Below are 21,584 nucleotides of genomic sequence, written 5' to 3' on the forward strand. Positions count from 1 at the left end.
TGTGACTAGTAATTGGTGGTGTTGCTTGCGCCGTGCCGGATAGTGCTGAAAAATGCGTGGATGCCCTTGCGCAGCTCGTCGACGTGCTCGAATTCGAGGTAGGTGACATCGCACAGGTCCTGCAGCTCGCGGATCAGGGTGGTCTTGATCGGTGCGTGCTTCCATACCAAAAACAGAACGGGCGAACAGCGGCCCTTGAAGATGTGGTATCCCAGCTCGAAGGCGCTGCTCTCGCTCATGCCGACCCGGATGTTGACCACCGCATCGGCATGGTCGAGCAGCCCGAGACGGTGGTCGCGGAAGTTCTTGGGCGTGAACGGCAGGTGGTAATCGCGCTCGAACGACTTCTTGAAGGTGTCCGCGCTTTCGGCGCGGGTGCCGGTCAGGTAGTCGAACGGATGCGGCATGCCGTTGGCGCTGTCGATCAGGTCCATGATGTCGCCGATCAGGCGCTGCTGCTCGGCGTCCGATTCCGTGAACGGCTGGCGGATGAACAGCTTGAGCGGCGTGCCGCCGGCCGTGCGTTCGCGCAAACGGGCGCGCCGCTCGGGCAGGATGGTGGACGCGGCAGCCAGGTCGGCGGCGCTGGGCAGCGCGCGTGCGTGCGGCGCCGGTGCGGCCTCGGGATGCTTGGCGTGCAGTTCCTGGAGCGAAGCCAGGCTGTAGCTGTCGGCGTGGCGGGCCGCTTCAAACATGCATTCGGCGGCGGCGATGGTGGTGCACACCACCGTGCCGGCCGCCAGCGCCGCCACCCGCAGCGGCCGCGATGCCACCACGGCGCTGCGCTTTTCATCGACCGTCAGGACCATCAGGGCGATCGCGCGCGCGGCCAGGCGGTCCATGATGACGGCGTCGTCGATGTCCTCGACCGCCAGGTCGGCGGCGCGGATGACGGTCGCCGTCACCAGGCTGGCGCACAGGGTGAAGCCGGCGCCGCTCAGCTGGCGCGCCAGCACCACCGCGCGCGCCTGGTCGCCACGCTTGACGCGCAGGTACACCAGGCCCGCGCGCGGCACCTTGACCGAGGCGCCCAGCTGGGCCTTGAAGTAGGCTTCGCCGAAGGTCGAACCGACACCCATCACTTCTCCTGTCGATTTCATTTCGGGACTGAGGATGGTGTCCACGCCAGGGAATTTTGCGAACGGGAATACCGCTTCCTTGACGCTGAAGCACGGCGCCACCGCTTCTTCAAGCATGCCCTGGCTCTCCAACGACTGCCCGGCCATGCAGCGCGCGGCGATCTTTGCCAGCTGCATGCCGGTGGCCTTGGACACGAACGGCACGGTGCGCGATGCGCGCGGGTTCACTTCAAGGACGTAGACCACGTCGTGCACGCGTCCGTCGACCCGCTTTTGCTGGACCGCGAACTGCACGTTCATCAAGCCGACCACCTTCAGTTCGAGTGCCATGAGCGCGGTCTGGCGCTTGATCTCGGCCACCGTGGCGGCGCTGAGCGAGTGCGGCGGCAGCGAACAGGCCGAGTCGCCCGAGTGGATGCCGGCCTGCTCGATATGTTCCATCACGCCGCCGATCAGGGTACGCACGCCGTCGCACACGCAGTCGACGTCGACCTCGATGGCGTCGTTCAAAAAGCGGTCCAGCAGCACCGGCGAATCGTGCGAAACGGTGACCGCTTCACGCATGTAGCGTTCCAGGTCGGCCTGCTCGTGCACGATTTCCATCGCGCGACCGCCCAGCACATACGATGGACGCACCACCAGCGGGTAGCCGATTTCCTCGGCCAGGCGCACCGCTTCCGGTTCGGTGCGCGCGGTGCGGTTCTGCGGCTGGCGCAGGTCCATCTTTTGCAGGAATTGCTGGAAGCGCTCGCGGTCTTCGGCGGCGTCGATCATGTCGGGCGAGGTGCCGATGATCGGCACGCCGGCCGCTTCCAGCGCCAGCGCCAGTTTCAAGGGGGTCTGGCCGCCGTACTGCACGATCACGCCGGCCGGTTTTTCGAGGGCGACGATTTCGAGCACGTCTTCCAGGGTCACCGGCTCGAAATACAGCCGGTCGGAAGTGTCGAAGTCGGTCGAGACGGTTTCGGGATTGCAGTTGACCATGATGGTTTCGTACCCATCGGCGCGCAGGGCCATGGCCGCGTGCACGCAGCAGTAGTCGAATTCGATACCCTGGCCGATGCGGTTCGGGCCACCGCCCAGCACCATCATCTTGCTGCGCGAACTGGGCGCCGCTTCGCATTCGTCGTCGTAGGTGGAGTACAGATAGGCGGTACTGGTCGAAAACTCGGCCGCACAGGTGTCGACCCGCTTGTACACGGGCCGCACGCCGAGCGCGTGGCGCGCTTCGCGCACCGCCTGTTCGGTGGCGCCCAGCAGCGCCGCCAGGCGCCGGTCGCCGAAGCCCTGCTGCTTGAGGCGGTACATCACCGGCTTGTCGAGCGCGGCGAGGGTTTGCTGTTCGAGCCACTGCTCGACCGCGACCAGGTCGTGGATCTGCGCCAGGAACCATGGGTCGATGGCGCTGCAGGCGTGCACTTCCTCCTGGGTCAAGCCCTGGGCGAAGGCTTCGCCGACGTACCAGATGCGGTCCGGTCCCGGTTTCGACAATTCTTCCTCGATCACGGCGCGTCCGGTCTGCATGCCGTCGCGGCGCACGCCGTCAACGCCGATGTCGAGGCCGCGCAGGGCCTTCTGGAACGATTCCTGGAAAGTGCGGCCGATCGCCATCACCTCGCCCACCGATTTCATCTGGGTGGTCAGGTGATCGTCGGCGCCGGCGAATTTTTCGAACGCGAAGCGCGGGATCTTGGTGACCACGTAGTCGATCGAGGGCTCGAACGAGGCCGGCATGGCGCCGCCGGTGATTTCGTTGCGCAGTTCGTCGAGGGTGAAGCCGACCGCCAGCTTGGCGGCCACGCGCGCAATCGGAAAGCCGGTGGCCTTGGAGGCCAGCGCCGACGAACGCGAGACGCGCGGATTCATTTCGATGACGATCATGCGGCCGTCAAGCGGATTGACCGCGAACTGCACGTTCGAGCCGCCCGTATCCACGCCCACTTCGCGCAGCACCGCCACCGAGGCGTTGCGCATGATCTGGTATTCCTTGTCGGTCAGCGTCTGCGCCGGCGCCACGGTGATCGAGTCGCCCGTGTGCACGCCCATCGGGTCGAGGTTTTCGATGGAGCAGACGATGATGCAGTTATCGAGCTTGTCGCGCACGACTTCCATCTCGAACTCTTTCCACCCGAGCAGCGACTCTTCGATCAGCAGCTCGTTGGTGGGCGACAGTTCCAGCCCGCGCTGGCAGATGGTGTGGAACTGCGCCGCATCGTAGGCGATGCCACCGCCGCTGCCGCCCATCGTGAACGATGGCCGGATCACCACCGGAAAGCCGAGCGGACCTTGCGCTTCCCATGCTTCGGCCATGCTGTGGGCCACACCGGAGCGGGCCGAGGCCAGCCCGATGCTGGTCATGGCGGCCTTGAACTTGGCGCGGTCTTCGGCCTTGTCGATCGCTTCAGGCGTGGCGCCGATCAGTTCGACCCCGAATTCGGCCAGCACGCCGTGGCGGTGCAGGTCGAGCGCGCAATTGAGCGCGGTCTGCCCGCCCATGGTCGGCAGGATGGCGTCGGGACGCTCCTTGGCCACGATGCGCGCCACCACTTCCCAGGCGATCGGCTCGATGTAGGTGACGTCGGCCATCTCGGGGTCGGTCATGATGGTGGCCGGGTTGCTGTTGACGAGGATGACCTTGTAGCCTTCCTCGCGCAGCGCCTTGCAGGCCTGGGCCCCGGAATAGTCGAATTCGCAGGCCTGGCCGATAACGATCGGGCCGGCGCCAATAATCAGGATGCTACGGATATCTGAGCGCTTAGGCATGTTGACGGCTTTCCATCATGGTGACGAATTTGTCGAACAGACCGGCCAGGTCGTGCGGGCCGGGTGAGGCTTCGGGGTGGCCCTGGAAGCAGAAGGCGGGACGATCGGTGCGCTCGAACCCCTGCAGCGTGCCGTCGAACAGCGACACGTGGGTGACGCGGCAGTTGGCCGGCAAGGTGGCCGCATCGACCGCGAAGCCGTGGTTCTGGGAGGTGATGGCGACCTTGCCGGTGGCCAGATCCTGCACCGGGTGATTGGCGCCGCGGTGGCCGAACTTCATCTTGACCGTGCGCGCGCCCGAAGCGAGCGCCATGATCTGGTGCCCGAGGCAGATGCCGAAAACCGGCGTGCCGCTGTCGATCAGGGTGCGCGCGGCCTCGATGGCGTAGTCGCAGGCTTGCGGGTCGCCCGGGCCGTTGGACAGGAAGATGCCATCGGGGGCCAGCGCCAGCGCTTCCCGCGCGCCCGCTTGCGCGGGCAGCACGGTGACGCGGCAGCCACGCCCGGCCAGCATGCGCAAAATGTTGTTCTTGACGCCGTAGTCGAAGGCCACCACGTGCAGGTGCGGCGCCGGCGCCGGCGCAAAACCGGCGCCCAGCTGCCACGGGCCTTCGTTCCATTGGTAGGCCGCTTGGGTGGAGGCGACGCGCGCCAGGTCCATGCCTTCAAGGCCGGGGAAGGCGCGCGCCAGGGCCAGCGCCTGTCCCGGCTCGCCGCCGACGACAATGGCGCCGTTCTGCGCGCCCTTCTCGCGCAGCAGACGGGTAAGCTTGCGGGTATCGATATCGGCAATCGCCACCACGCCCTGCTGGGCGAGATAGTCGGACAGGCTCTGGGTCGAGCGGAAATTCGAGGCCAGCAAAGGCAGGTCGCGGATGATCAGGCCGGCCGCCTGCACCCGCGCCGATTCGCCGTCTTCCGGGTTGATGCCGGTGTTGCCGATGTGGGGATAGGTCAGCGTGACGATCTGGCGCGTGTAGCTCGGATCGGTCAGGATTTCCTGGTATCCCGTCATGGAGGTATTAAAAACGACTTCGCCGCTGGTCTGGCCGGTGGCGCCGATGGCGCTGCCTTCGAACAGCGTGCCGTCCTGCAAGGCCAGCGTCGCACGCGGGTGGGCGCCGTTGCTGTTACTAAGTGGGTGCTTCATGTGGTCTCCAGACTGTAGGTCACCCGCAGCCCGGTCCAAGCGACGTTTTCCCTTGCAATCCGATCAGAAAAAATTGCTATTTCCATCTCTGTTGCGGCGAGTGTTCAAGTACGATACAGCAAACAAAGCAGTTGCCATACAGAAATTAATCTGTGACGTTTTATCCCAACACTTAGTTTCGACTTTGCCAATTTCCCCTTTGTAATTAAGGATATACGGCAAAACAATAGTGTGAGAGTTTGTTACTTTTCATCCGGAAACTATCCGGGCGCACGCCGGGCGCAACGTCGTTTTCGCCGGATCAAGATCGTCCAAACGGGCGAATTTCGATGATAATGGCGACATTCTGATTTCTTTGAAACCAAGCTTTATGACAACACTCTCACTCATTGTTGCAATGGACGCGGCGCGCGGCATCGGCATTCACAACACCCTGCCCTGGCGCCTGCCGGAAGACCTGGCGCACTTCAAGCGCCTGACCACCGGGCACCCGATCATCATGGGCCGCAAGACGTTCGATTCCATCGGCCGCCCGCTGCCGAACCGGCGCAACATCGTCATCACCACCAATCCCGACTGGCGTCATGAAGGCGTCGAACGCGCCGCCTCGGTGCCGGAGGCGCTCGCGCTGGCGGGAGGTGGAGATGGCGATGCGCCGGCCTTCGTCATCGGCGGGGCCCAGATCTATGCGCAGACCATGGCCCTGGCGCAGCACGTGATCGTCACCGAGATCGCGGCCAGCTTCGCCTGCGACGCCTTCTTTCCGGCGCTCGACCCGGACGAATGGATCGAGACGGCGCGCGAATCGCACCATTCGGCCGGCAACGGCTTCGATTACGCCTTCGTCACCTACAGCAAAGCGGGTTGATTTCCCGGGCGGGACGCACTGGCCAGGCCGGACCGGCAAAGCCTGGCAAGACGAGCCTGCGCACGTGCGCGCGCGTGTGCGCATGTTGTGCGACACTAGCACCCGCATGTAGTTAATCTAGCAAAAGTTTTTTCACCGGATTGCCGCCATTTCTGCGAAAATCCGCTTCTTATTTTTTATCGGTGCCGCGAGCGGCGTCCCGCAACAGGCGCGGACTTCCCTCGCGGCGCTTCGCTTTGGAGCTGTCCATGAAATTTCGTTTCCCAATCGTCATTATCGACGAGGATTTTCGTTCCGAGAACACCTCCGGCCTCGGCATCCGCGCGCTCGCCGAGGCGATGGAAAAAGAGGGCATGGAGGTACTCGGCGTCACCAGCTATGGCGACCTGTCGCAGTTCGCGCAGCAGCAGTCGCGCGCCTCGGCCTTCGTGCTCTCGATCGATGACGAGGAATTCGGCTCCGGTTCGATCGAAGACACCGATTCGGCCCTGATCGCGCTGCGCGCGTTCGTGAAAGAGATCCGTCACAAGAACTCGGACATCCCGATCTACATCTACGGCGAAACGCGCACCTCGCGCCACATCCCGAACGATATCCTGCGCGAGCTGCACGGCTTCATTCACATGTTCGAGGACACGCCCGAATTCGTGGCGCGCCACATCATCCGCGAAGCCAAGTCCTACCTCGACGGCCTGGCGCCGCCGTTCTTCCGCGCGCTGGTCAACTACGCCAACGACGGTTCGTATTCGTGGCACTGCCCCGGCCACTCGGGCGGCGTGGCCTTCCTGAAGTCGCCGATCGGCCAGATGTTCCACCAGTTCTTCGGCGAGAACATGCTGCGCGCCGACGTCTGCAACGCGGTCGAAGAACTCGGCCAGCTGCTCGACCACACCGGCCCGGTCGCCAAGTCCGAACGCAACGCGGCGCGCATCTTCAATGCCGACCACTGCTACTTCGTCACCAACGGCACCTCGACCTCGAACAAGATGGTGTGGCACTCCACGGTCGCTCCCGGCGATATCGTCGTGGTGGACCGTAACTGCCACAAGTCGATCCTGCACTCGATCATCATGTGCGGCGCGATTCCCGTGTTCCTGATGCCGACCCGCAACCACCTCGGCATCATCGGCCCGATTCCGCTCGAAGAGTTCACCCCCGAATCGATCGCCCGCAAGATCGAAGCCAATCCGTTCGCGCGCCAGGCCGTCAACAAGAAGCCGCGCATCCTGACCATCACCCAGTCGACTTACGACGGCGTGGTGTACAACGTCGAGACCTTGCGCGAAATGTTGGACGGTAAGATCGACACCCTGCACTTCGACGAAGCGTGGCTGCCGCATGCGACCTTCCACGACTTCTACAAGAACATGCACGCGATCGGCAAGGACCGCCCGCGCGCCAAGGAATCGATGATCTTCTCGACCCAGTCGACCCACAAGCTGCTGGCCGGCCTGTCGCAGGCCTCGCAGGTGCTGGTGCGCGAATCGGAAACGGTCAAGCTGGACCAGGATGCCTTCAACGAGGCCTACCTGATGCACACCTCCACCTCGCCGCAGTATTCGATCATCGCCTCGTGCGACGTCGCCGCGGCCATGATGGAAGCGCCGGGCGGCACCGCGCTGGTCGAGGAATCGATCTTCGAGGCGCTCGACTTCCGCCGCGCCATGAAGAAGGTCGACGCCGAATTCGGCAACGACTGGTGGTTCCAGGTATGGGGCCCGGACACCTTCTCGGAAGAAGGCATCGGCACCCAGGACGACTGGATGATCCGCGCCGAGGACGACTGGCACGGGTTCGGCAACCTGGCCCCGGGCTTCAACATGCTCGACCCGATCAAGGCAACCGTGGTCACCCCCGGCCTGTCGCTCGACGGCGTGTTCGGCGAGTCCGGCATTCCGGCGTCGATCGTCACCAAGTACCTGGCCGAACACGGCGTGATCATCGAGAAGTGCGGACTGTACTCGTTCTTCATCATGTTCACCATCGGGATCACCAAGGGCCGCTGGAATACGCTGGTGACGGCGCTGCAGCAGTTCAAGGACGACTACGACAAGAACCAGCCGATGTGGCGCATCCTGCCGGAGTTCGCCGCGGCCAATCCGCGCTACGAAGCGATGGGCCTGCGCGACCTGTGCCAGCAGATCCACGACTTCTACAAGACCTACGACGTGGCGCGCCTGACGACCGAGATGTACCTGTCCGACATGATCCCGGCCATGAAGCCGTCCGACGCCTTTGCCAAGATGGCGCACCGCGAGATCGAGCGCGTGGCGATCGAGGAGCTGGAAGGCCGCATCACGGCGATCTTGCTGACGCCTTACCCGCCGGGCATTCCGCTCTTGATCCCGGGCGAGCGCTTCAACAAGACCATCGTCGACTACCTGCGCTTTGCGCGCGACTTCAACGAGCGCTTCCCCGGCTTCGAGACCGACGTGCACGGCCTGGTCAAGCGCGAAGTCGATGGCAAGCGCGGTTATTTCGTCGATTGCGTGCGCCAGTAATCACCAGCCCATGCAACACGCATGAAAGGAACCTTCGGGTTCCTTTTTTTATGGACAGGAACAGGACCCGTGACAATTGAGGAGTATTCGCGCATCCGCGTCATGGCAAGCTTGCGGGCATAGCAAGCTCATCCAAAGGAATTGTCATGCACGAGATCCTCGTCAAGCGCGTCCAGCACCCGGTCGGCCAGGGCGGTTTTCACATGGCGGACATGCTGGTGGGGGACGAACCATTCCGCTATATCTACGATTGCGGATCGGGCAAACCGGGCGCGATCGAAGCGGTGCTAGCGGGCCTGCATCGTGAAGACCACGAGAAATCGTTCGACTGGCTGGTCATTTCCAGTTTCGACATGGACCACTTCATCGGCGTGAAGCTGCTGATCGATGCCGGCTATACATTCAAGCGGGTATTCCTGCCCCATCGCCTGGACAAGAACCTGCTGGTCTGGTTGTTGTGCTGCTATGTGTTGGACAAACGTAGCCAGGCCGAGATTGTCGCTGCCATCGACGCGCTGCGCGTCATCCGTGCGCTGGACATGGAGCGGCCGGAGGAACCCGACGGCGATAATCCGCACGCTGTGCTGGAACCGCTCGACCCGGCGCTGGTTAAAGCCGGCAAGATCAACGTCACCTATTATGTCGAGGATGCCGACTGGATGTTCCGTTTTTACTCGCTGGAGACAAATTTCGCGCCGCTTGTCAAAGCCATGTTCAAGCGCCCTGAATTTGCAGAGCTCAAAGCGATCATGGAGCGTGCCGCGGACACCGTGACCGGAACGGCGCAGAATCCGGATACGGCAAAGATTCTGAACGAACTTTTTGAGGCGCTCGGCAAACAGCCCGGAAAACCATCGACCCAGCGCAAAGCGCGCGCCGCTAAAATCCCGACCGGCACGCCGGTCGCCGCCACCAGCTCATCTGCCACCACAACAGCGGACACCGTCAAACAGCTCCTCGGCAAAGCCTATGAAAGTTTGTCCGAGAATGGCGTACGCGTATTCGGAGACTACAACGAAGTATCGCTTTGCCTGTATTCCGGCCCCCGCACCAGGGTGCACACGGCTTACACTCGATTCACTGTCGAGTGCGGTTTGGAAAACCGTCCCATTCACCCTGTACAGGATTCGACCAGGCGCGTCGGTTGGCTGGGCGTTGGCGATATGGGCTTTGCCAATCAGCAGTTACTGGACCAGTTTGCGCTGTACTACGCGGCAGAGCTTGCGCTGGCGTGTACAAAGATGGTGCCGCATCACGGCGCGCAGAGTAACTACGGCAAGCTTCTCCCCATGCTGAAACCGTTCATCGGGCTCGATACCGATCAACCGCTGTGGGTCGCCGCCGCCCACCCGCTCACGCGGTACCGCCACCCTGCCGGCGTGGTGGTCATGGAATGCCAGAAGAATGGCCACTTCGCGATGGTGTCGGACGATCCCGGCTCGCGCATTGAAGAAACCATCAGCTCGGCATCGCGATCGGCAATCAGCGCCCCGACCGCTCGCCACTTGCTGAACCTTCTATACCATGCCGGTTATCGATAGCAGGCTGCGGCAATCAGGCCTTGGGAAGGGTAACGCCAACCTGCCCCTGATATTTGCCGCCGCGGTCCTTGTACGATACCTCGCACACTTCGTCCGATTCGAAGAACAGCACCTGCGCCACGCCTTCGTTGGCATAGATTTTTGCCGGCAGCGGCGTGGTGTTGGAAAACTCGAGCGTGACAAAACCTTCCCATTCCGGCTCGAACGGGGTGACATTGACGATAATGCCGCAGCGGGCGTAGGTCGACTTGCCCAGGCAGATCGTCAGCACATTGCGCGGAATCCGGAAGTATTCGACGGTGCGCGCCAGCGCGAACGAATTGGGCGGAATGATGCAGAAGCCCTTGCCCGAGACGTCGACGAAATTGTTCTCGTCAAAATTCTTGGGGTCGACGATGGTGGTATTGATATTGGTGAACAGCTTGAATTCATCGGCGCAGCGGATATCGTACCCGTAGCTCGAGGTGCCGTATGAAACGATTCTCTGACCATCGAGTTCCTTGACCTGCCCTGGCTCGAAAGGCTCGATCATGCCCGTTTCCGCAGCCATTTTGCGGATCCATTTATCAGATTTAATGCTCATACGTGTCGTTCCAGAAGAGAGAATTGGTCAGGTTGCGCTGTCCCTGCCGCGCAGTTTGCACGGCAAAGAGAGAATTTCCCGCGATTTTACGCGAAAAGTGCCTGCCGGCGGCAGTTCCGCGGCCTGTTTTCTCCGGTAGAGCGGCGATGCATCGCCGCGCTTTTCTAGCGCTGCGCGAGCAGTCTGGCGATCATTGCACGCGTCAGGCGGCCCGCCAGTTCGGGCGACTCCATCGGAAACAGATGCCCGCCGCCGGGGATTTCGGCGAAATTGTCGCCCACCAGCTTGCGCGTGGCGTCCAGGCCGGCCTGGCGCAGCTCCACCGATTCGGTGCCGGCGATGAAGCCGATCGGCACCGGGTAGGCCCGGTTCATCACGCTGCCGAGATGGTGCGGCAAGCCACGGTAAATCTCGGTTTCCACATCGCGCGAAAAGCGCAGCTGCACCCCGTCCGGATGGGGTTCGAGGCCATGCTCCAGATAATCGTGCAGCACGCCGGGCGCCCAGGCCGCGAACACGGGCTTGGAGGCAAAGTGCTCGTAGGCTGCCTGCACGGTGGGCCACACGGTGCGGCGCCGGCGCGACAGGCGGGCCGGCGAAAGATAATCGCTCCAGTTCTGGTTCGATTTCACCAGCCGCCAGAGCATGGCGCGCCAGCCCGCCACCACGGGCGAGTCGAGCATCACCACGCAGCGCACCAGGTCCGGCCGCTCCCTGGCCGCCATCATGCTCAGCATCCCGCCCAGCGAATGGCCGACCAGGATGGCCGGCCCGCCGTAGCTTTCCAGCGTGGCGATCAGGTGCTCGACCAGCTTGGGCCAGCCGTCGCTGACCGGGTAAGCCGGATCGTGCCCATACATGTCGACCGCGCGAATGTCGTAGTCCGGACGCAGCTGGTCGAAGAACTTGCGATAGCTACCGGCCGGGAAGCTGTTCCCGTGCGAGAAATGGAGGATCGGTGTCGTCATTTTTCGATTGTAAGACGATTCCGCGGCCGGCCCTACAGGATTAGAGGGAAACCCCTACTGTCAGCGTGGCGACGTAGCCCAGGCTCGCGCTGCCGCTTCTCCATTAATTCAGCGAGATCGACAAGGCGGGTATCAGGCCCTTGAAAAAAGGCCAGGCCAGTAGTCGGCGGCAAGTGCGACGAGCAGGCAAGCAGTTACGGCAATATCGGCCATTACCACCCGCCCTACCGAAAAGTTATAGTTCCCTACCGACCACGCAAGCATCACGAACGATGTTACGCTGACCAGCCCGGCAATATAGGCGAGAGGCCGCCAGGCAGGAATGAACGCCGCGGCCATCAGGAGTAATCCTAACAAGCCGAACATGGCGGCACGATGTTGCATCAGGATGAGCAAGTTCGGGTCCTGGATACGCACTCCGTAGAGCTGAGCGAGATGCACTTCACCAAGCACGCCTGTCACAGGGATGAGGTGAATCAGTGCGGCGATGATCAGCATGGCAGGGATAAGCCGTTGCATCGTATTTTCCTTGATCGGTGGGGTAGTCGAAGTGAACGATTCTAACGACGGCCCGCTCGCGGCGCTATCGGCTTGTTGGCTGGCATGGATCGCAGCGCCGCAGGCTGGCGGGCCACACGCGAACGGCTCGCAGCCCTTCTGTCCCTGTATCCCGCAGGCACGGATGCGCGGATCCGGAAAGTGGCGGGCGCGTTGCTGGCGTCGCCAGCGGATGAGACAGACGCAGCGGGGCATGCGCGCCACGTAGGTCTGTCGTCCTCCCGGTTTCAGCACCTTTTCAAGGAGCAGACAGGTGTGTCGTATCGCCGCTATCGCTTGTGGGCAAGGCTTCAGGCCACCATGTTGAACGTGCTGGACGGCAGGACGCTCACGCAAGCGGCACATGAAGCTGGCTTTTCAAGCTCCGCCCACCTGAGCGCCGCTTTCAAGGCCATGTTCGGACTGCCACTGACAAAACTTTTAAGCGGCAACGTACTATTTGTGCGCGCATCCCAAGAATGATCGGCCATGAAAACGAGGACCTATTTGCCATACCAGTAACGCGCATGCGCGCGGCGATATTCGACCGGCGCAAATCCGCTGGCCGAATCGAGCATGATCGCCCCCGATTCGTCGGTGCGCAAGCGTTCGATGCCGAGTTTTTCGTAGCGCCCCACCACCTCCGTCTTGGGATGATGGTAGCGGTTGCGATAGCCGACCTGGAACAGCACCAGGCGTGGCTGCACGGCGGCCAGGAAAGCCGGCGTCGACGAGGTGCCGCTGCCATGGTGTGGCGCCAGCAACACCTCGGCACGCAGCAGTTGCGCCGACCCGGCGACCAGCTTCGCCTCCTGCGCAGCCTCGATGTCGGCCGCCAGCAAGATCGAATGTTCGCCCGCCGTGATCCGCAGCACGCAGCCGCGAGCGTTTGGTTTCAGGCTGGCGTCCGCATAGCTCTCCACGGTCGGATGGAGCATCTCGAAGCGCACCCCATCCCAGGTCCACTGCTGCCCGCCGGTGCAGCGGATGTGGCGTGGCGCGGCTTTGACAATCGGATGATCCGGCCACAGCGACGACGACACCCACCCGACCCTCACCGCACCGAGCAGCGTGCGCCCGCCACCGGCATGGTCGATGTCGCTGTGGCTGACGACAACGCCATCCAGAAAGCCGATGCCGCGCCCCTTGAGGTACGGCAGGATCACCCGGTTCGCGCCGTTCGACTCGGGCGTGTACGCCGGTCCCGTGTCGTACAGCAGCCGGTGCGTACCGGTTTCGATCAGCACCGCCATGCCCTGCCCCACGTCGAACGCGGTAACAAGCACCTCGCCAGGCGCCGGCGCGGTCGGTTGCGCGGTCAGCAGCGGCAGCCATGCGGCCAGCCCGGTCCAGCGGTGCGGCCAGCCGCGCGGAGCGAGCATCCACAAGGTGCCGATCACCGCGAACGCGAAAAGCCAGGGCTCGGGCGTCGGTGCGTTCCACACCGCAAAGCGCAGTCCCGAACACCACGTGAGCACCCAGGCCAGCGCTTGCACGGCGTAGTGCGCGACATTGAGCAGCAAGGTAGACACGGGTGCGGGCAGCATGCTGCCGGCCAGCGCGAGCGGCGTGACGACGAAGCTGACGACCGGAATCGCCAGCGCATTGGCCAGCGGGCTGACAATGGACACCTGCGAGAACAGCAGCATCGTCAGCGGCACCAGCGCCAGCGTGACCACATACTGCGTATGCGCGCCCACCAGCAGCATACCGCGCCAGCGCGATTGTCTGACAATGGTGCGCCCGGTGGTTGCAAACAGAATGGCCGCCACGGCGCCGAACGACAGCCAGAAGCCGGGCGAGGCGATTGCCCAAGGGTCGAGCACGACGACCAGGCCGAGCGCCATGCACAGCACATGCGATACCTGAGTGAGCCGGCCGAACCAGAGTGCTGCGGCGACCACGATCAACATATATAAGGTGCGCTGCGCCGGCACGCCAAAGCCCGCCAGCAGCACGTAAAGCAGCGCGACCGCGGCGCCCGTCAATGCGGCCACCTTCTGGGCCGGCATCAGCAGCGGCAGCTGCGCGCCGGTGAAAAACGAGCGGCGCCACAGCGCCGAGGCGAGCGACGCGAACAGCCCCGCCACCATGGTGATGTGCAGGCCCGAGATCGAGATCAGGTGGCCGACGCCGGTGCGGTTGAACACGTCCCAATCGGCCTGCCCGATCGAGCGCTGGTCGCCGACAACCAGGGCGACGATCACGCCCGCGTATTCCTTGCCTGGCAGCGCGCGCAGGATACGTTCGCGCAGCGTGGCCCGGCAATGTTCGATCACGTTCGATAAACCGACAACGAAGCCGTCGAGGCGCCGGTTCCTGCCGCCTCCCGGCCGCACGTAGCCGGTGGCGCGCACGCCCTGCTCCAGCAGCCATGCCTCGTAATCGAAGCCGTGCGGGTTCGCGTTTCCGTGCGGGCGTTGCAGGCGCACGACCAGCTGCCAGCGCTCGCCGGGCTGCACGTCGCCGATCGGCTGCAACGCTTCGCGGTAGCCGGCATACCATGCCAGCGAAACGCGCGGCGGCACCGTAACCTGCGCGTCGAGAACCCGTTCGACCTTGAAATTGAAGCGCACGCCGTTACCGAACCGGTACGGCAGGCTGTCGACGATGCCGACGAGCGTGATGTCGCGCCCCTCGTCGGCTTTGGCCAGTTCCGGCGCCAGCGCCAGATGAGCGGCCAGCGCGGCCCAGCAGAACCCGGCCAATGCACCGGCCAGCGCCAACCTCGCAACACCGCGCAAAAAGCACAGCAGGACTGCGATGGCAGCGAACGCGAACATGGTCGATGGCGACGGCAGCACCGCCTGAATTTGGAGCACGGCGGCGCCACAGGCAAATCCCAATATGGCGGCGCGCATGGCTCCCCGGAGACGTGGACAAAACCCCTAGCATGCCATTGGCCGCTGCACCGCACTTTGGCGCACGTCAGTCTTTCGATGCCTTGCGCAAGAAGCTGGCAATCGTCGGAACCAGCGTATGCGCAAACGGAAATTTGGGGTCGGTGTAGGTCGCGGCCTGGCGCTCCTTTTCAAGCGATGCTTCCTTCAACACGTGGTTCATCCCCGGCACCACAACAAGTTGCGCGGCCGGCAGGGCCTTGTGCAGCAGTTCAGCCTCGCTAAGCGGAACCTGAAGATCGGTGCTGCCCTGGACCAGCAGCACGGGCATCTTCAGGTCCTTGATGACCGTCGCCGGCACATACTTGAACCACGAAATGAGGTAGGGCTGCACGCTTGCGCGGTACAGTGCCGCCAGTTCGGGCGGCACATTGCCGGCCTCGCGCCCGCCCTCCAGCGCCGCGAGAATGCGCTCGCTTTCCCTGGCCAGCGGCGGTGGCAATGCCGGCGCAAGCTGCTCGCGCAGCACGGCCGACGCACCGCGTCCCACACCGGCAATCGACACATATGCGCGCGCGTTGCCGGCTTTGGCCGCCAGCATGCCAATCAGGGCGCCTTCGCTGTGACCGATCACGCTGACGCTTGAGAAGCGCTTGTCGGCCTTGAGCATGGCCAGCCAGGCGGTGGCGTCGGCGATATACGTCTCGAAGCGCAGGTCCGCCTCGCTCGGGACAGCGGTCGCGCTGGCGGCGATGCCGCCAGTCGACGGATGGGGCTAATGTTATTTAGGCAATACTGATATCAAGACCACTTTAGCACGTCCTGCGCTTACCCCGGCGCGTGCGTCCGCTGCCCCATTGCTTCGGCATCCTTCATCGGCGGCAAGCCGAACATCCGTCCGTATTCGCGCGTGAACTGCGACACGCTCTCGTAGCCGACCGCAAACGCCGCGCTGCTGGCCGATACGCCGTCCGACATCATCAGCCGGCGCGCCTCGATCAGCCGCAAGTGCTTCTGGAATTGCAGCGGCGAGAGCGAGGTCGCCGCGCGGAAGTGATGGTGGAACGACGATGGGCTCATCCCGGCGGTGGCGGCCAGGCGTTCGACCGGCAGCGGCTGCGCGAATTCGGCCCGCAGCAGCGCGACCGCGCGCGCCACCCGCTGCGCATGCCCGTCCGGCCCGCCCAGCCGGCGGATGGCCGCCCCGTGCCGTCCCGCCAGCAGCCAGTAATGCAGTTCGCGCACCAGCTGCGCATGCAGCACCGGCACCGATGCCGGCCGTTCCAGAAGGCGCATCAGCCGCAACGCCGCATCGGCCACCTCGGCATCGGTCGGTTCGACCGGTGCGCCGTCGACACGCGGCAGCGCCATCATCTGCGCGGTCAGTTCGGCCAGCACGGCCGGGTCCAGGTCCAGCACCAGCGAGATATAGGGTGCGTCCACGCTGGCCCGCGTGATCTGGCTGATGGTCGGCACGTCCGCTGTTATGAGCAGGGAATCGCCGGGATGGTAGGTCACGCACTCGTTCCCCATGGCGACCTCCTTGCTTCCCTGTAGTACCAGACAAACCAGCGGCCGCGCGATTGCGTGCTGCAAGCCAGTGGGCGCGGTGGCGCGGATGGTTGTCAGGCCGGCGATGGGCGTTTGCGCCAGGCCGGCGGCGTTGGCGTGCGCGTCCACGTACCGGCGGACGGTATTGAGCAGGGTCTCAGTCATGCTGCAATCCTAACCGATTCCTGACCGTCGCCGGCGCGGCCTGGAGGAATAGGCAAACAAGCGCGAGGTTCCGGCTACCTTGCCCGCGCCTTCGCGCCCTAAGATGAACTTCCCCCACACAGCAGGAGTTCAGCATGACCAAGATTGCCATCGTTACCGGCGCCAGCCGCGGCCTGGGCCGCAACACCGCCTTGAGCATTGCCCGGGGCGGCAATGACGTGATCATCACCTATCAGTCGCGCGCCGACGAGGCGCGCGCCGTGGTGGCCGAGATCGAGGCGATGGGACGCAAAGCCGTCGCCTTCCAGCTCGACATGGGCAGTGTCGCCGGTTTTGCGCCGTTTGCCGCGAACCTGCGCACCGTGCTGCGCGACATCTGGCAGCGCGACAGCTTCGATCACCTTGTCAATAATGCGGGCCATGGCGATTACGCCCTGATCGAGCAGACCAACGAAGCGCAGTTCGACAGCCTGGTGAACGTGCATTTCAAGGGTGTCTATTTCCTCACCCAGGCGCTGCTGCCGCTGATGGCCGACGGCGGGCGCATCGTCAACCTGTCATCGGGCCTGACGCGCCTGACCTACCCGGGCTACGCCGCCTACGCGGCGGTCAAGGCGGCAATCGAGACGCTCAGCGTGTACATGGCAAAGGAGTTCGGCGGCCGTGGCATTGCCGTCAACACGGTGGCGCCGGGCGCCATCGAAACCGATTTCGGCGGCGGCGTGGTGCGCGACAATCCGGAGCTGAACCAGACCTTCGCCGCCATGACGGCGCTGGGCCGCGTCGGCCTGCCGGACGACATCGGACCGATGATCGCCAGCCTGCTGTCGGAGAATAACCGCTGGGTCAACGCCCAGCGCATCGAAGTCTCCGGCGGCCAGGGCATCTGAACCACCGCCCGATGATGGCTACAGGAGCGGCAAGCGTGGAAGCGCGGCCAGTGCGTTGGCGCACGTGGCCGCACGCACTTCATCGACCGTCAATCCGCGCAGCTCCGCCAGCACGGCGCCGATGGCCGGCAGTTGCTCCGGGCTGTTGCGGCCCGGATGAATCCAGGCCGGCGAAATATCCGGCGCATCGGTTTCAAGCACGATCGATGCGAGCGGCAGCGTGGCAGCCAGGCGCCGGATCTGCAAGGCGCGCGTGAAGGTCATGGCGCCGCCAAACCCCAGCTTGAAACCGAGGTCGATGTAGACCTGGGCCTGCTGGAAGCTGCCGTTGAACGCATGTGCGATGCCGCCGGCCGGGCGGATCTGGCGCACATGCTTGAGCACCTGGTCCTGCGAACGGCGCACGTGCATGAGCACCGGCAGGCCCAGGTCGCGCGCGATGCGCAACTGCTCGCGGAAAAAATGCTCCTGCTTCTCGCGCATGGCAGGTTCGCACAGCATCGGGATGAAGAAATCGAGTCCGATCTCGCCGATGGCCACGAAATTCGGGTCGGCCATCGCCCCTTCCACCGCCGCGCGCAGCGCCAGCAGATCATCTTCCGTCGCGTTGGGCACATAGATCGGATGGATGCCGAGCGCGTAGCTGGCATTCGGCGCGCTGGCGGCCAGCTGGCGCACGGTGTCGAAATTACCCCGTTCGACCGCGGGAATGACAATCATCGACACCCCTGCTTCGCCCGCCCGCCGCGCCACCTCCGGCGATTCGGCGCCGAATTCGTGCGCGTCCAGATGGCAGTGGGTGTCGATCCACATGGTCACAGTTCGGCCGGTTGCAGTCCGTGTTCGGTCAGGCGCAGCACGCGGTCGCAGCGGCGCGCCAGTTCGATATCGTGGGTGACGATGACGAAAGCGGTGCCCAGCGTCTTGGACAGTTCGAGCATCAGGTCGAAAATCTGCTGCGCGGTGGCGTGATCGAGGTTACCGGTCGGCTCGTCGGCCAGCACGCAGCCAGGCTGGGTGACCAGCGCGCGCGCCAGGGCCACGCGCTGACGCTCGCCGCCGGACAGCTCGCCCGGCACGTGCACCACGCGCTTGGCCAGGCCCACGCGTTCTAGCACGGCGCGCGCCTTGTCGATGGCGAGCGCGCGCTTTTCACGGCGGATCAGCAGCGGCATGGCGACGTTGTCGAGCGCCGAAAACTCCGGCAGCAGATGGTGGAACTGGTACACGAAGCCGAGCGCCTCGTTGCGCAGGTCGCCGCGCGCGGTTTCCGACAGACTGGCGAAGTCCTTGCCCAGCAAGGTCACCGAGCCGGTGGTCGGCGTATCGAGGCCGCCCAGCAGGTGCAGCAGGGTCGATTTGCCGGAGCCGGATGCGCCGACGATCGCCACGCGTTCACCGCGATAGATGCTGAAGTCGACGTTGGTGAGCACCGGAACCGAATAGGTGCCCTGGGTGAAGGTCTTGCCCAGCCCGCGGCAGGCGAGAACCGGCGCGTCGCCGGGCTTGTTCAGGTTACTCATAGCGCAGCGCCTCCGCAGGTTTGACGCGCGACGCCGTGTAGCTCGGGTAGAGCGTGGCGACAAACGACAGGACGACGGCCACGCCGCCGATCTTGGCCACGTCGGGCCAGCGCAAATCGGATGGCAAGGCGCTGATCAGGTAGATATCCTTGGGCAAAAACTGTACTCCTAATAAACGTTCAATAAACGGGACGATGACATCGATGTTCAGCGCTACCAGCACGCCCAGGCCGACGCCGGCCAGGGTTCCCATCAGCCCCACCAGCGCACCCTGGATCATGAAGATCTTCATGATCGAGCGCGGCGACGAACCGAGCGTGCGCAGGATGGCGATATCGGCCTGCTTTTCGGTCACCGTCATCACCAGCGTGGCGATCAGGTTGAAGGCGGCGACGGCGATGATCAGGGTCAGCACGACGAACATCATCTTTTTCTCGGTCTGCACGGCGGCGAACCAGGTGGCATTCTGCTCGGACCAGTCGCGGATGCGCAAGCCGCCCGGCATGCTCGCCTTGAGTTCCTGCGCCACCGCGGGCGCGGCGTGCATGTCGGCGATGCGCAGGCGCAGGCCCGATGGCGCGTCGAGCCGCTCCATCTTTTGCGCGTCTTCCAGGTGCACGAAGGCGAAGCTGGCGTCATATTCGTAATGGCCGGCTTCAAAAATGCCGACCAGGGTGAACGAGCGCGTGCGCGGCAGCATGCCGGCCGGCGTGGTCTGGGCCTGCGCCAGCAGCATGGTCACCTTGTCGCCGATGCCGATGCCGAGCGAGCGCGCCAGCGCGTAGCCCATGACGATGTTGAACTGGCCCGGCACCAGCGCGGACAGGCTGCCCTGGCGCACCTGGCCGGCCGCATCGGACACCTTGTGTTCTTCCAGCGGCAGGATGCCGCGAATGACGGCCGGGCGCATCACGCCATCGCGCAGCAGCATGCCCTGGGTTTCGACGAACGGCGCGGCGCCCTTGACCGCCGGGTTCTTGAACGCGTCCTGCATCGCCGTCTGCCAGTTAGGCATCGTGCCGCGCGGGTCGAACACTTCGATATGGGCCAGCACCGACAGCATGCGATCGGTGACTTCTTTCTGGAAGCCGTTCATCACCGACAGCACGACGATCAGCGCTGCCACGCCGAGGGCGATGCCGGAGACGGAAATGAGGGAAATGAACGAGATAAAGCTGTTGCGGCCACTACGCTTGCCGGCACGCGTGTAGCGCAGGCCGACCAGCCATTCGTACGGTAAGTTGTGGATGATGCTCATGTGCCCCGGCAGTGATTGATTGCAAGTGCGCAGTTTGCCACACAAAGCGCATCCCGGGCAGGGTTGCCACAATTGAATCACGCGTTGCCGCCGTGGTTTTTACAAAAAAACTTTGAACCTGGCGCCGCGTGCGCACTCCAACTCAATACCGCAGAATGGAGGCATATCATGGCATTCAGTCTTTTCGATTCAAAAGGCGTGGACATCGACAAGCAGCGCTTTACGTGGCGCGAGCTGGTGCAAAAACCGATCAGCAAGCTCGACGACGACGCATTCACGCGTATCCGGGTCATCCTCGCGAACGGGCTCGAGACCGAAGCACTGCGTTTCGGCCATCTGGCGGCCCGCTTCAACCGCGAGCTGCGCCTGCCGCTGGCCAAGGTGCGGCGGACCGAACAACACCAGGCCACCCTGGTCAACTGGCTCATCGCGGCCGACCATTCGCCGCTGGAAACGACGGTCGCCTACGAGCAGGTTGCCATCGAGGTCACCGCGGCCGTCGCGCAGAACGAGCCAGACCCGTACCTGGCGCAGGTCTACCGCTTCGGCCTGCTGGAAGACTTCGACCATCTGTACCGCTATTCGGCCCTGCTGGACCGGCTGGAGGGCAAGGACGCGAACAATATCCTGCAGAGCTACACCGATATTCTGCCCGGCCGCCCGACGGCCGAGCACCACCGCGCGCCCGAGGATGAACTGCGCGAACCGTACAACGCCCGCACGGCCGCCTTCCAGACCAAGGTCAACGCGCTGACCATCGTCTCAAGCGAATACCAGACGCACGACTATTACCAGAACATCGGCCCCCTGTTCTCCGACCCGCTGGCGCGCCAGCTGTATGCCGAAATCGCGTCGATCGAAGAGCAGCACGTGACCCAGTACGAATCCATGCTCGACCCTGGCGAATCCTGGATCGAGCAATGGCTGCTGCACGAGGCGGCCGAGTGCTATACCTATTACAGCTGCGTCGAGCAGGAAACCAACCACCACATCCGGGCGGTCTGGGAGCGCTTTCTCGACTACGAACTGGGGCATTTCAACATGGCGTGCGAGGCGCTCAAGCAGTTCGAGCGGCGCGACCCGGCTGAAATCGTCACGAGCGACTTTGCCAGCCCGCTTGCCTTGCACAGCCAGCGCGACTTCGTGCGCAAGGTCCTGGCCAGCGAAGTCGACCTGCGCACCGACGGCACCCGCTTCGTCGGCAAGGAGTTCGAAAGCCCGCTCTCGCTCAACTACCGCAGCATGGTCAACGCCGACGGTTCACCGAGCGACATGGTCGCCGCCGGGTATATCTGGCGCCCGGGAACCGAGCTCACTCGCAGAGGCATGCTGGCCGCCGCCGGCGTCGCCGTGCCCTGAGCGCATTT

At 64.0% G+C, this 21,584-nt stretch carries 17 protein-coding genes; 6 read left to right on the forward strand and 11 right to left on the reverse strand.

Features of this window, described 5'->3' with window-relative positions; translation table 11 throughout:
- Positions 1 to 5 precede the first annotated feature (5 nt).
- Both carB and carA read right to left on the reverse strand, forming a co-directional pair.
- A complete protein-coding gene (gene carB, locus RBA41_RS27125; RefSeq protein ID WP_306627493.1) occupies positions 6 to 3,842 on the reverse strand; it encodes a carbamoyl-phosphate synthase large subunit in 3,837 nt (1,278 codons plus the stop codon).
- Positions 3,835 to 4,992: a glutamine-hydrolyzing carbamoyl-phosphate synthase small subunit gene (carA, locus tag RBA41_RS27130; RefSeq protein WP_306627494.1), complete on the reverse strand. Its 1,158-nt coding sequence runs from the start codon at positions 4,990 to 4,992 to the stop codon at positions 3,835 to 3,837. The genes carB and carA overlap by 8 nt, the downstream gene beginning before the upstream one ends.
- A gap of 370 nt (positions 4,993 to 5,362) precedes the next feature.
- On the opposite strand from carA, the gene RBA41_RS27135 reads away from it, so the two are divergent.
- The 3 genes from RBA41_RS27135 to RBA41_RS27145 all read left to right on the forward strand — a co-directional run bounded on the left by RBA41_RS27135 (position 5,363) and on the right by RBA41_RS27145 (position 9,902).
- A complete protein-coding gene (locus RBA41_RS27135) occupies positions 5,363 to 5,860 on the forward strand; it encodes a dihydrofolate reductase (RefSeq protein ID WP_306627496.1) in 498 nt (165 codons plus the stop codon).
- Between the two features lie 248 nt (positions 5,861 to 6,108).
- Positions 6,109 to 8,361 (forward strand): arginine/lysine/ornithine decarboxylase, encoded by a 2,253-nt coding sequence (locus RBA41_RS27140; protein WP_099882760.1) that lies wholly within the window; start codon positions 6,109 to 6,111, stop codon positions 8,359 to 8,361.
- A gap of 146 nt (positions 8,362 to 8,507) precedes the next feature.
- On the forward strand, positions 8,508 to 9,902 hold the full coding sequence (locus RBA41_RS27145; RefSeq protein WP_306627498.1) for a hypothetical protein: 1,395 nt from the start codon (positions 8,508 to 8,510) through the stop codon (positions 9,900 to 9,902).
- 13 nt (positions 9,903 to 9,915) lie between these two features.
- Here the strand turns inward: RBA41_RS27145 and dcd are convergent, their stop codons facing one another.
- The 3 genes from dcd to RBA41_RS27160 all read right to left on the reverse strand — a co-directional run bounded on the left by dcd (position 9,916) and on the right by RBA41_RS27160 (position 11,972).
- Positions 9,916 to 10,485 (reverse strand): dCTP deaminase, encoded by a 570-nt coding sequence (gene dcd, locus RBA41_RS27150; RefSeq protein WP_099879511.1) that lies wholly within the window; start codon positions 10,483 to 10,485, stop codon positions 9,916 to 9,918.
- Between the two features lie 164 nt (positions 10,486 to 10,649).
- On the reverse strand, positions 10,650 to 11,453 hold the full coding sequence (locus RBA41_RS27155; protein ID WP_306627499.1) for an alpha/beta fold hydrolase: 804 nt from the start codon (positions 11,451 to 11,453) through the stop codon (positions 10,650 to 10,652).
- A gap of 132 nt (positions 11,454 to 11,585) precedes the next feature.
- Positions 11,586 to 11,972 (reverse strand): phosphopantetheine adenylyltransferase, encoded by a 387-nt coding sequence (locus tag RBA41_RS27160; protein ID WP_306627501.1) that lies wholly within the window; start codon positions 11,970 to 11,972, stop codon positions 11,586 to 11,588.
- Between the two features lie 84 nt (positions 11,973 to 12,056).
- Here RBA41_RS27160 and RBA41_RS27165 point away from each other — a divergent pair, with 84 nt between their 5' ends.
- On the forward strand, positions 12,057 to 12,473 hold the full coding sequence (locus tag RBA41_RS27165) for a helix-turn-helix domain-containing protein (protein WP_306627503.1): 417 nt from the start codon (positions 12,057 to 12,059) through the stop codon (positions 12,471 to 12,473).
- 20 nt (positions 12,474 to 12,493) lie between these two features.
- Here RBA41_RS27165 and RBA41_RS27170 read toward each other — a convergent pair whose 3' ends face one another.
- The 3 genes from RBA41_RS27170 to RBA41_RS27180 form a co-directional block, all read right to left on the reverse strand.
- The gene (locus RBA41_RS27170; RefSeq protein WP_306627505.1) at positions 12,494 to 14,851 is read right to left on the reverse strand and encodes a DNA internalization-related competence protein ComEC/Rec2; all 2,358 of its coding nucleotides are present in this window, start codon (positions 14,849 to 14,851) and stop codon (positions 12,494 to 12,496) included.
- Between the two features lie 67 nt (positions 14,852 to 14,918).
- The gene (locus tag RBA41_RS27175) at positions 14,919 to 15,584 is read right to left on the reverse strand and encodes an alpha/beta fold hydrolase (protein WP_306627533.1); all 666 of its coding nucleotides are present in this window, start codon (positions 15,582 to 15,584) and stop codon (positions 14,919 to 14,921) included.
- A 74-nt stretch (positions 15,585 to 15,658) separates the two neighbouring features.
- Positions 15,659 to 16,546: an AraC family transcriptional regulator gene (locus RBA41_RS27180; protein WP_306627507.1), complete on the reverse strand. Its 888-nt coding sequence runs from the start codon at positions 16,544 to 16,546 to the stop codon at positions 15,659 to 15,661.
- Between the two features lie 134 nt (positions 16,547 to 16,680).
- Between RBA41_RS27180 and RBA41_RS27185 the strand changes: the two genes are divergently transcribed.
- A complete protein-coding gene (locus tag RBA41_RS27185; RefSeq protein ID WP_306627508.1) occupies positions 16,681 to 17,436 on the forward strand; it encodes an SDR family NAD(P)-dependent oxidoreductase in 756 nt (251 codons plus the stop codon).
- Between the two features lie 18 nt (positions 17,437 to 17,454).
- Here the strand turns inward: RBA41_RS27185 and RBA41_RS27190 are convergent, their stop codons facing one another.
- From RBA41_RS27190 to RBA41_RS27200, 3 genes are read right to left on the reverse strand one after another with little or no spacing between them, the layout of a single operon-like run.
- Positions 17,455 to 18,249, reverse strand: coding sequence for a TatD family hydrolase (locus tag RBA41_RS27190; RefSeq protein ID WP_306627509.1), 795 nt, complete (start codon positions 18,247 to 18,249; stop codon positions 17,455 to 17,457).
- A gap of 2 nt (positions 18,250 to 18,251) precedes the next feature.
- Positions 18,252 to 18,959 (reverse strand): lipoprotein-releasing ABC transporter ATP-binding protein LolD, encoded by a 708-nt coding sequence (lolD, locus tag RBA41_RS27195; protein ID WP_306627510.1) that lies wholly within the window; start codon positions 18,957 to 18,959, stop codon positions 18,252 to 18,254.
- Positions 18,952 to 20,217 carry a lipoprotein-releasing ABC transporter permease subunit gene (locus RBA41_RS27200; protein WP_306627511.1) on the reverse strand — a complete coding sequence of 422 codons (1,266 nt, stop codon included), beginning with the start codon at positions 20,215 to 20,217 and terminating at the stop codon, positions 18,952 to 18,954. The genes lolD and RBA41_RS27200 overlap by 8 nt, the downstream gene beginning before the upstream one ends.
- Positions 20,218 to 20,385: 168 nt before the next feature.
- On the opposite strand from RBA41_RS27200, the gene RBA41_RS27205 reads away from it, so the two are divergent.
- The gene (locus RBA41_RS27205) at positions 20,386 to 21,576 is read left to right on the forward strand and encodes a hypothetical protein (RefSeq protein ID WP_306627512.1); all 1,191 of its coding nucleotides are present in this window, start codon (positions 20,386 to 20,388) and stop codon (positions 21,574 to 21,576) included.
- The last annotated feature ends 8 nt before the right edge of the window (positions 21,577 to 21,584 follow it).

The sequence above is a fragment of the Massilia scottii genome, assembly GCF_030846495.1.
Classification (GTDB): Bacteria; Pseudomonadota; Gammaproteobacteria; order Burkholderiales; family Burkholderiaceae_D; genus Telluria_A; species Telluria_A violaceinigra.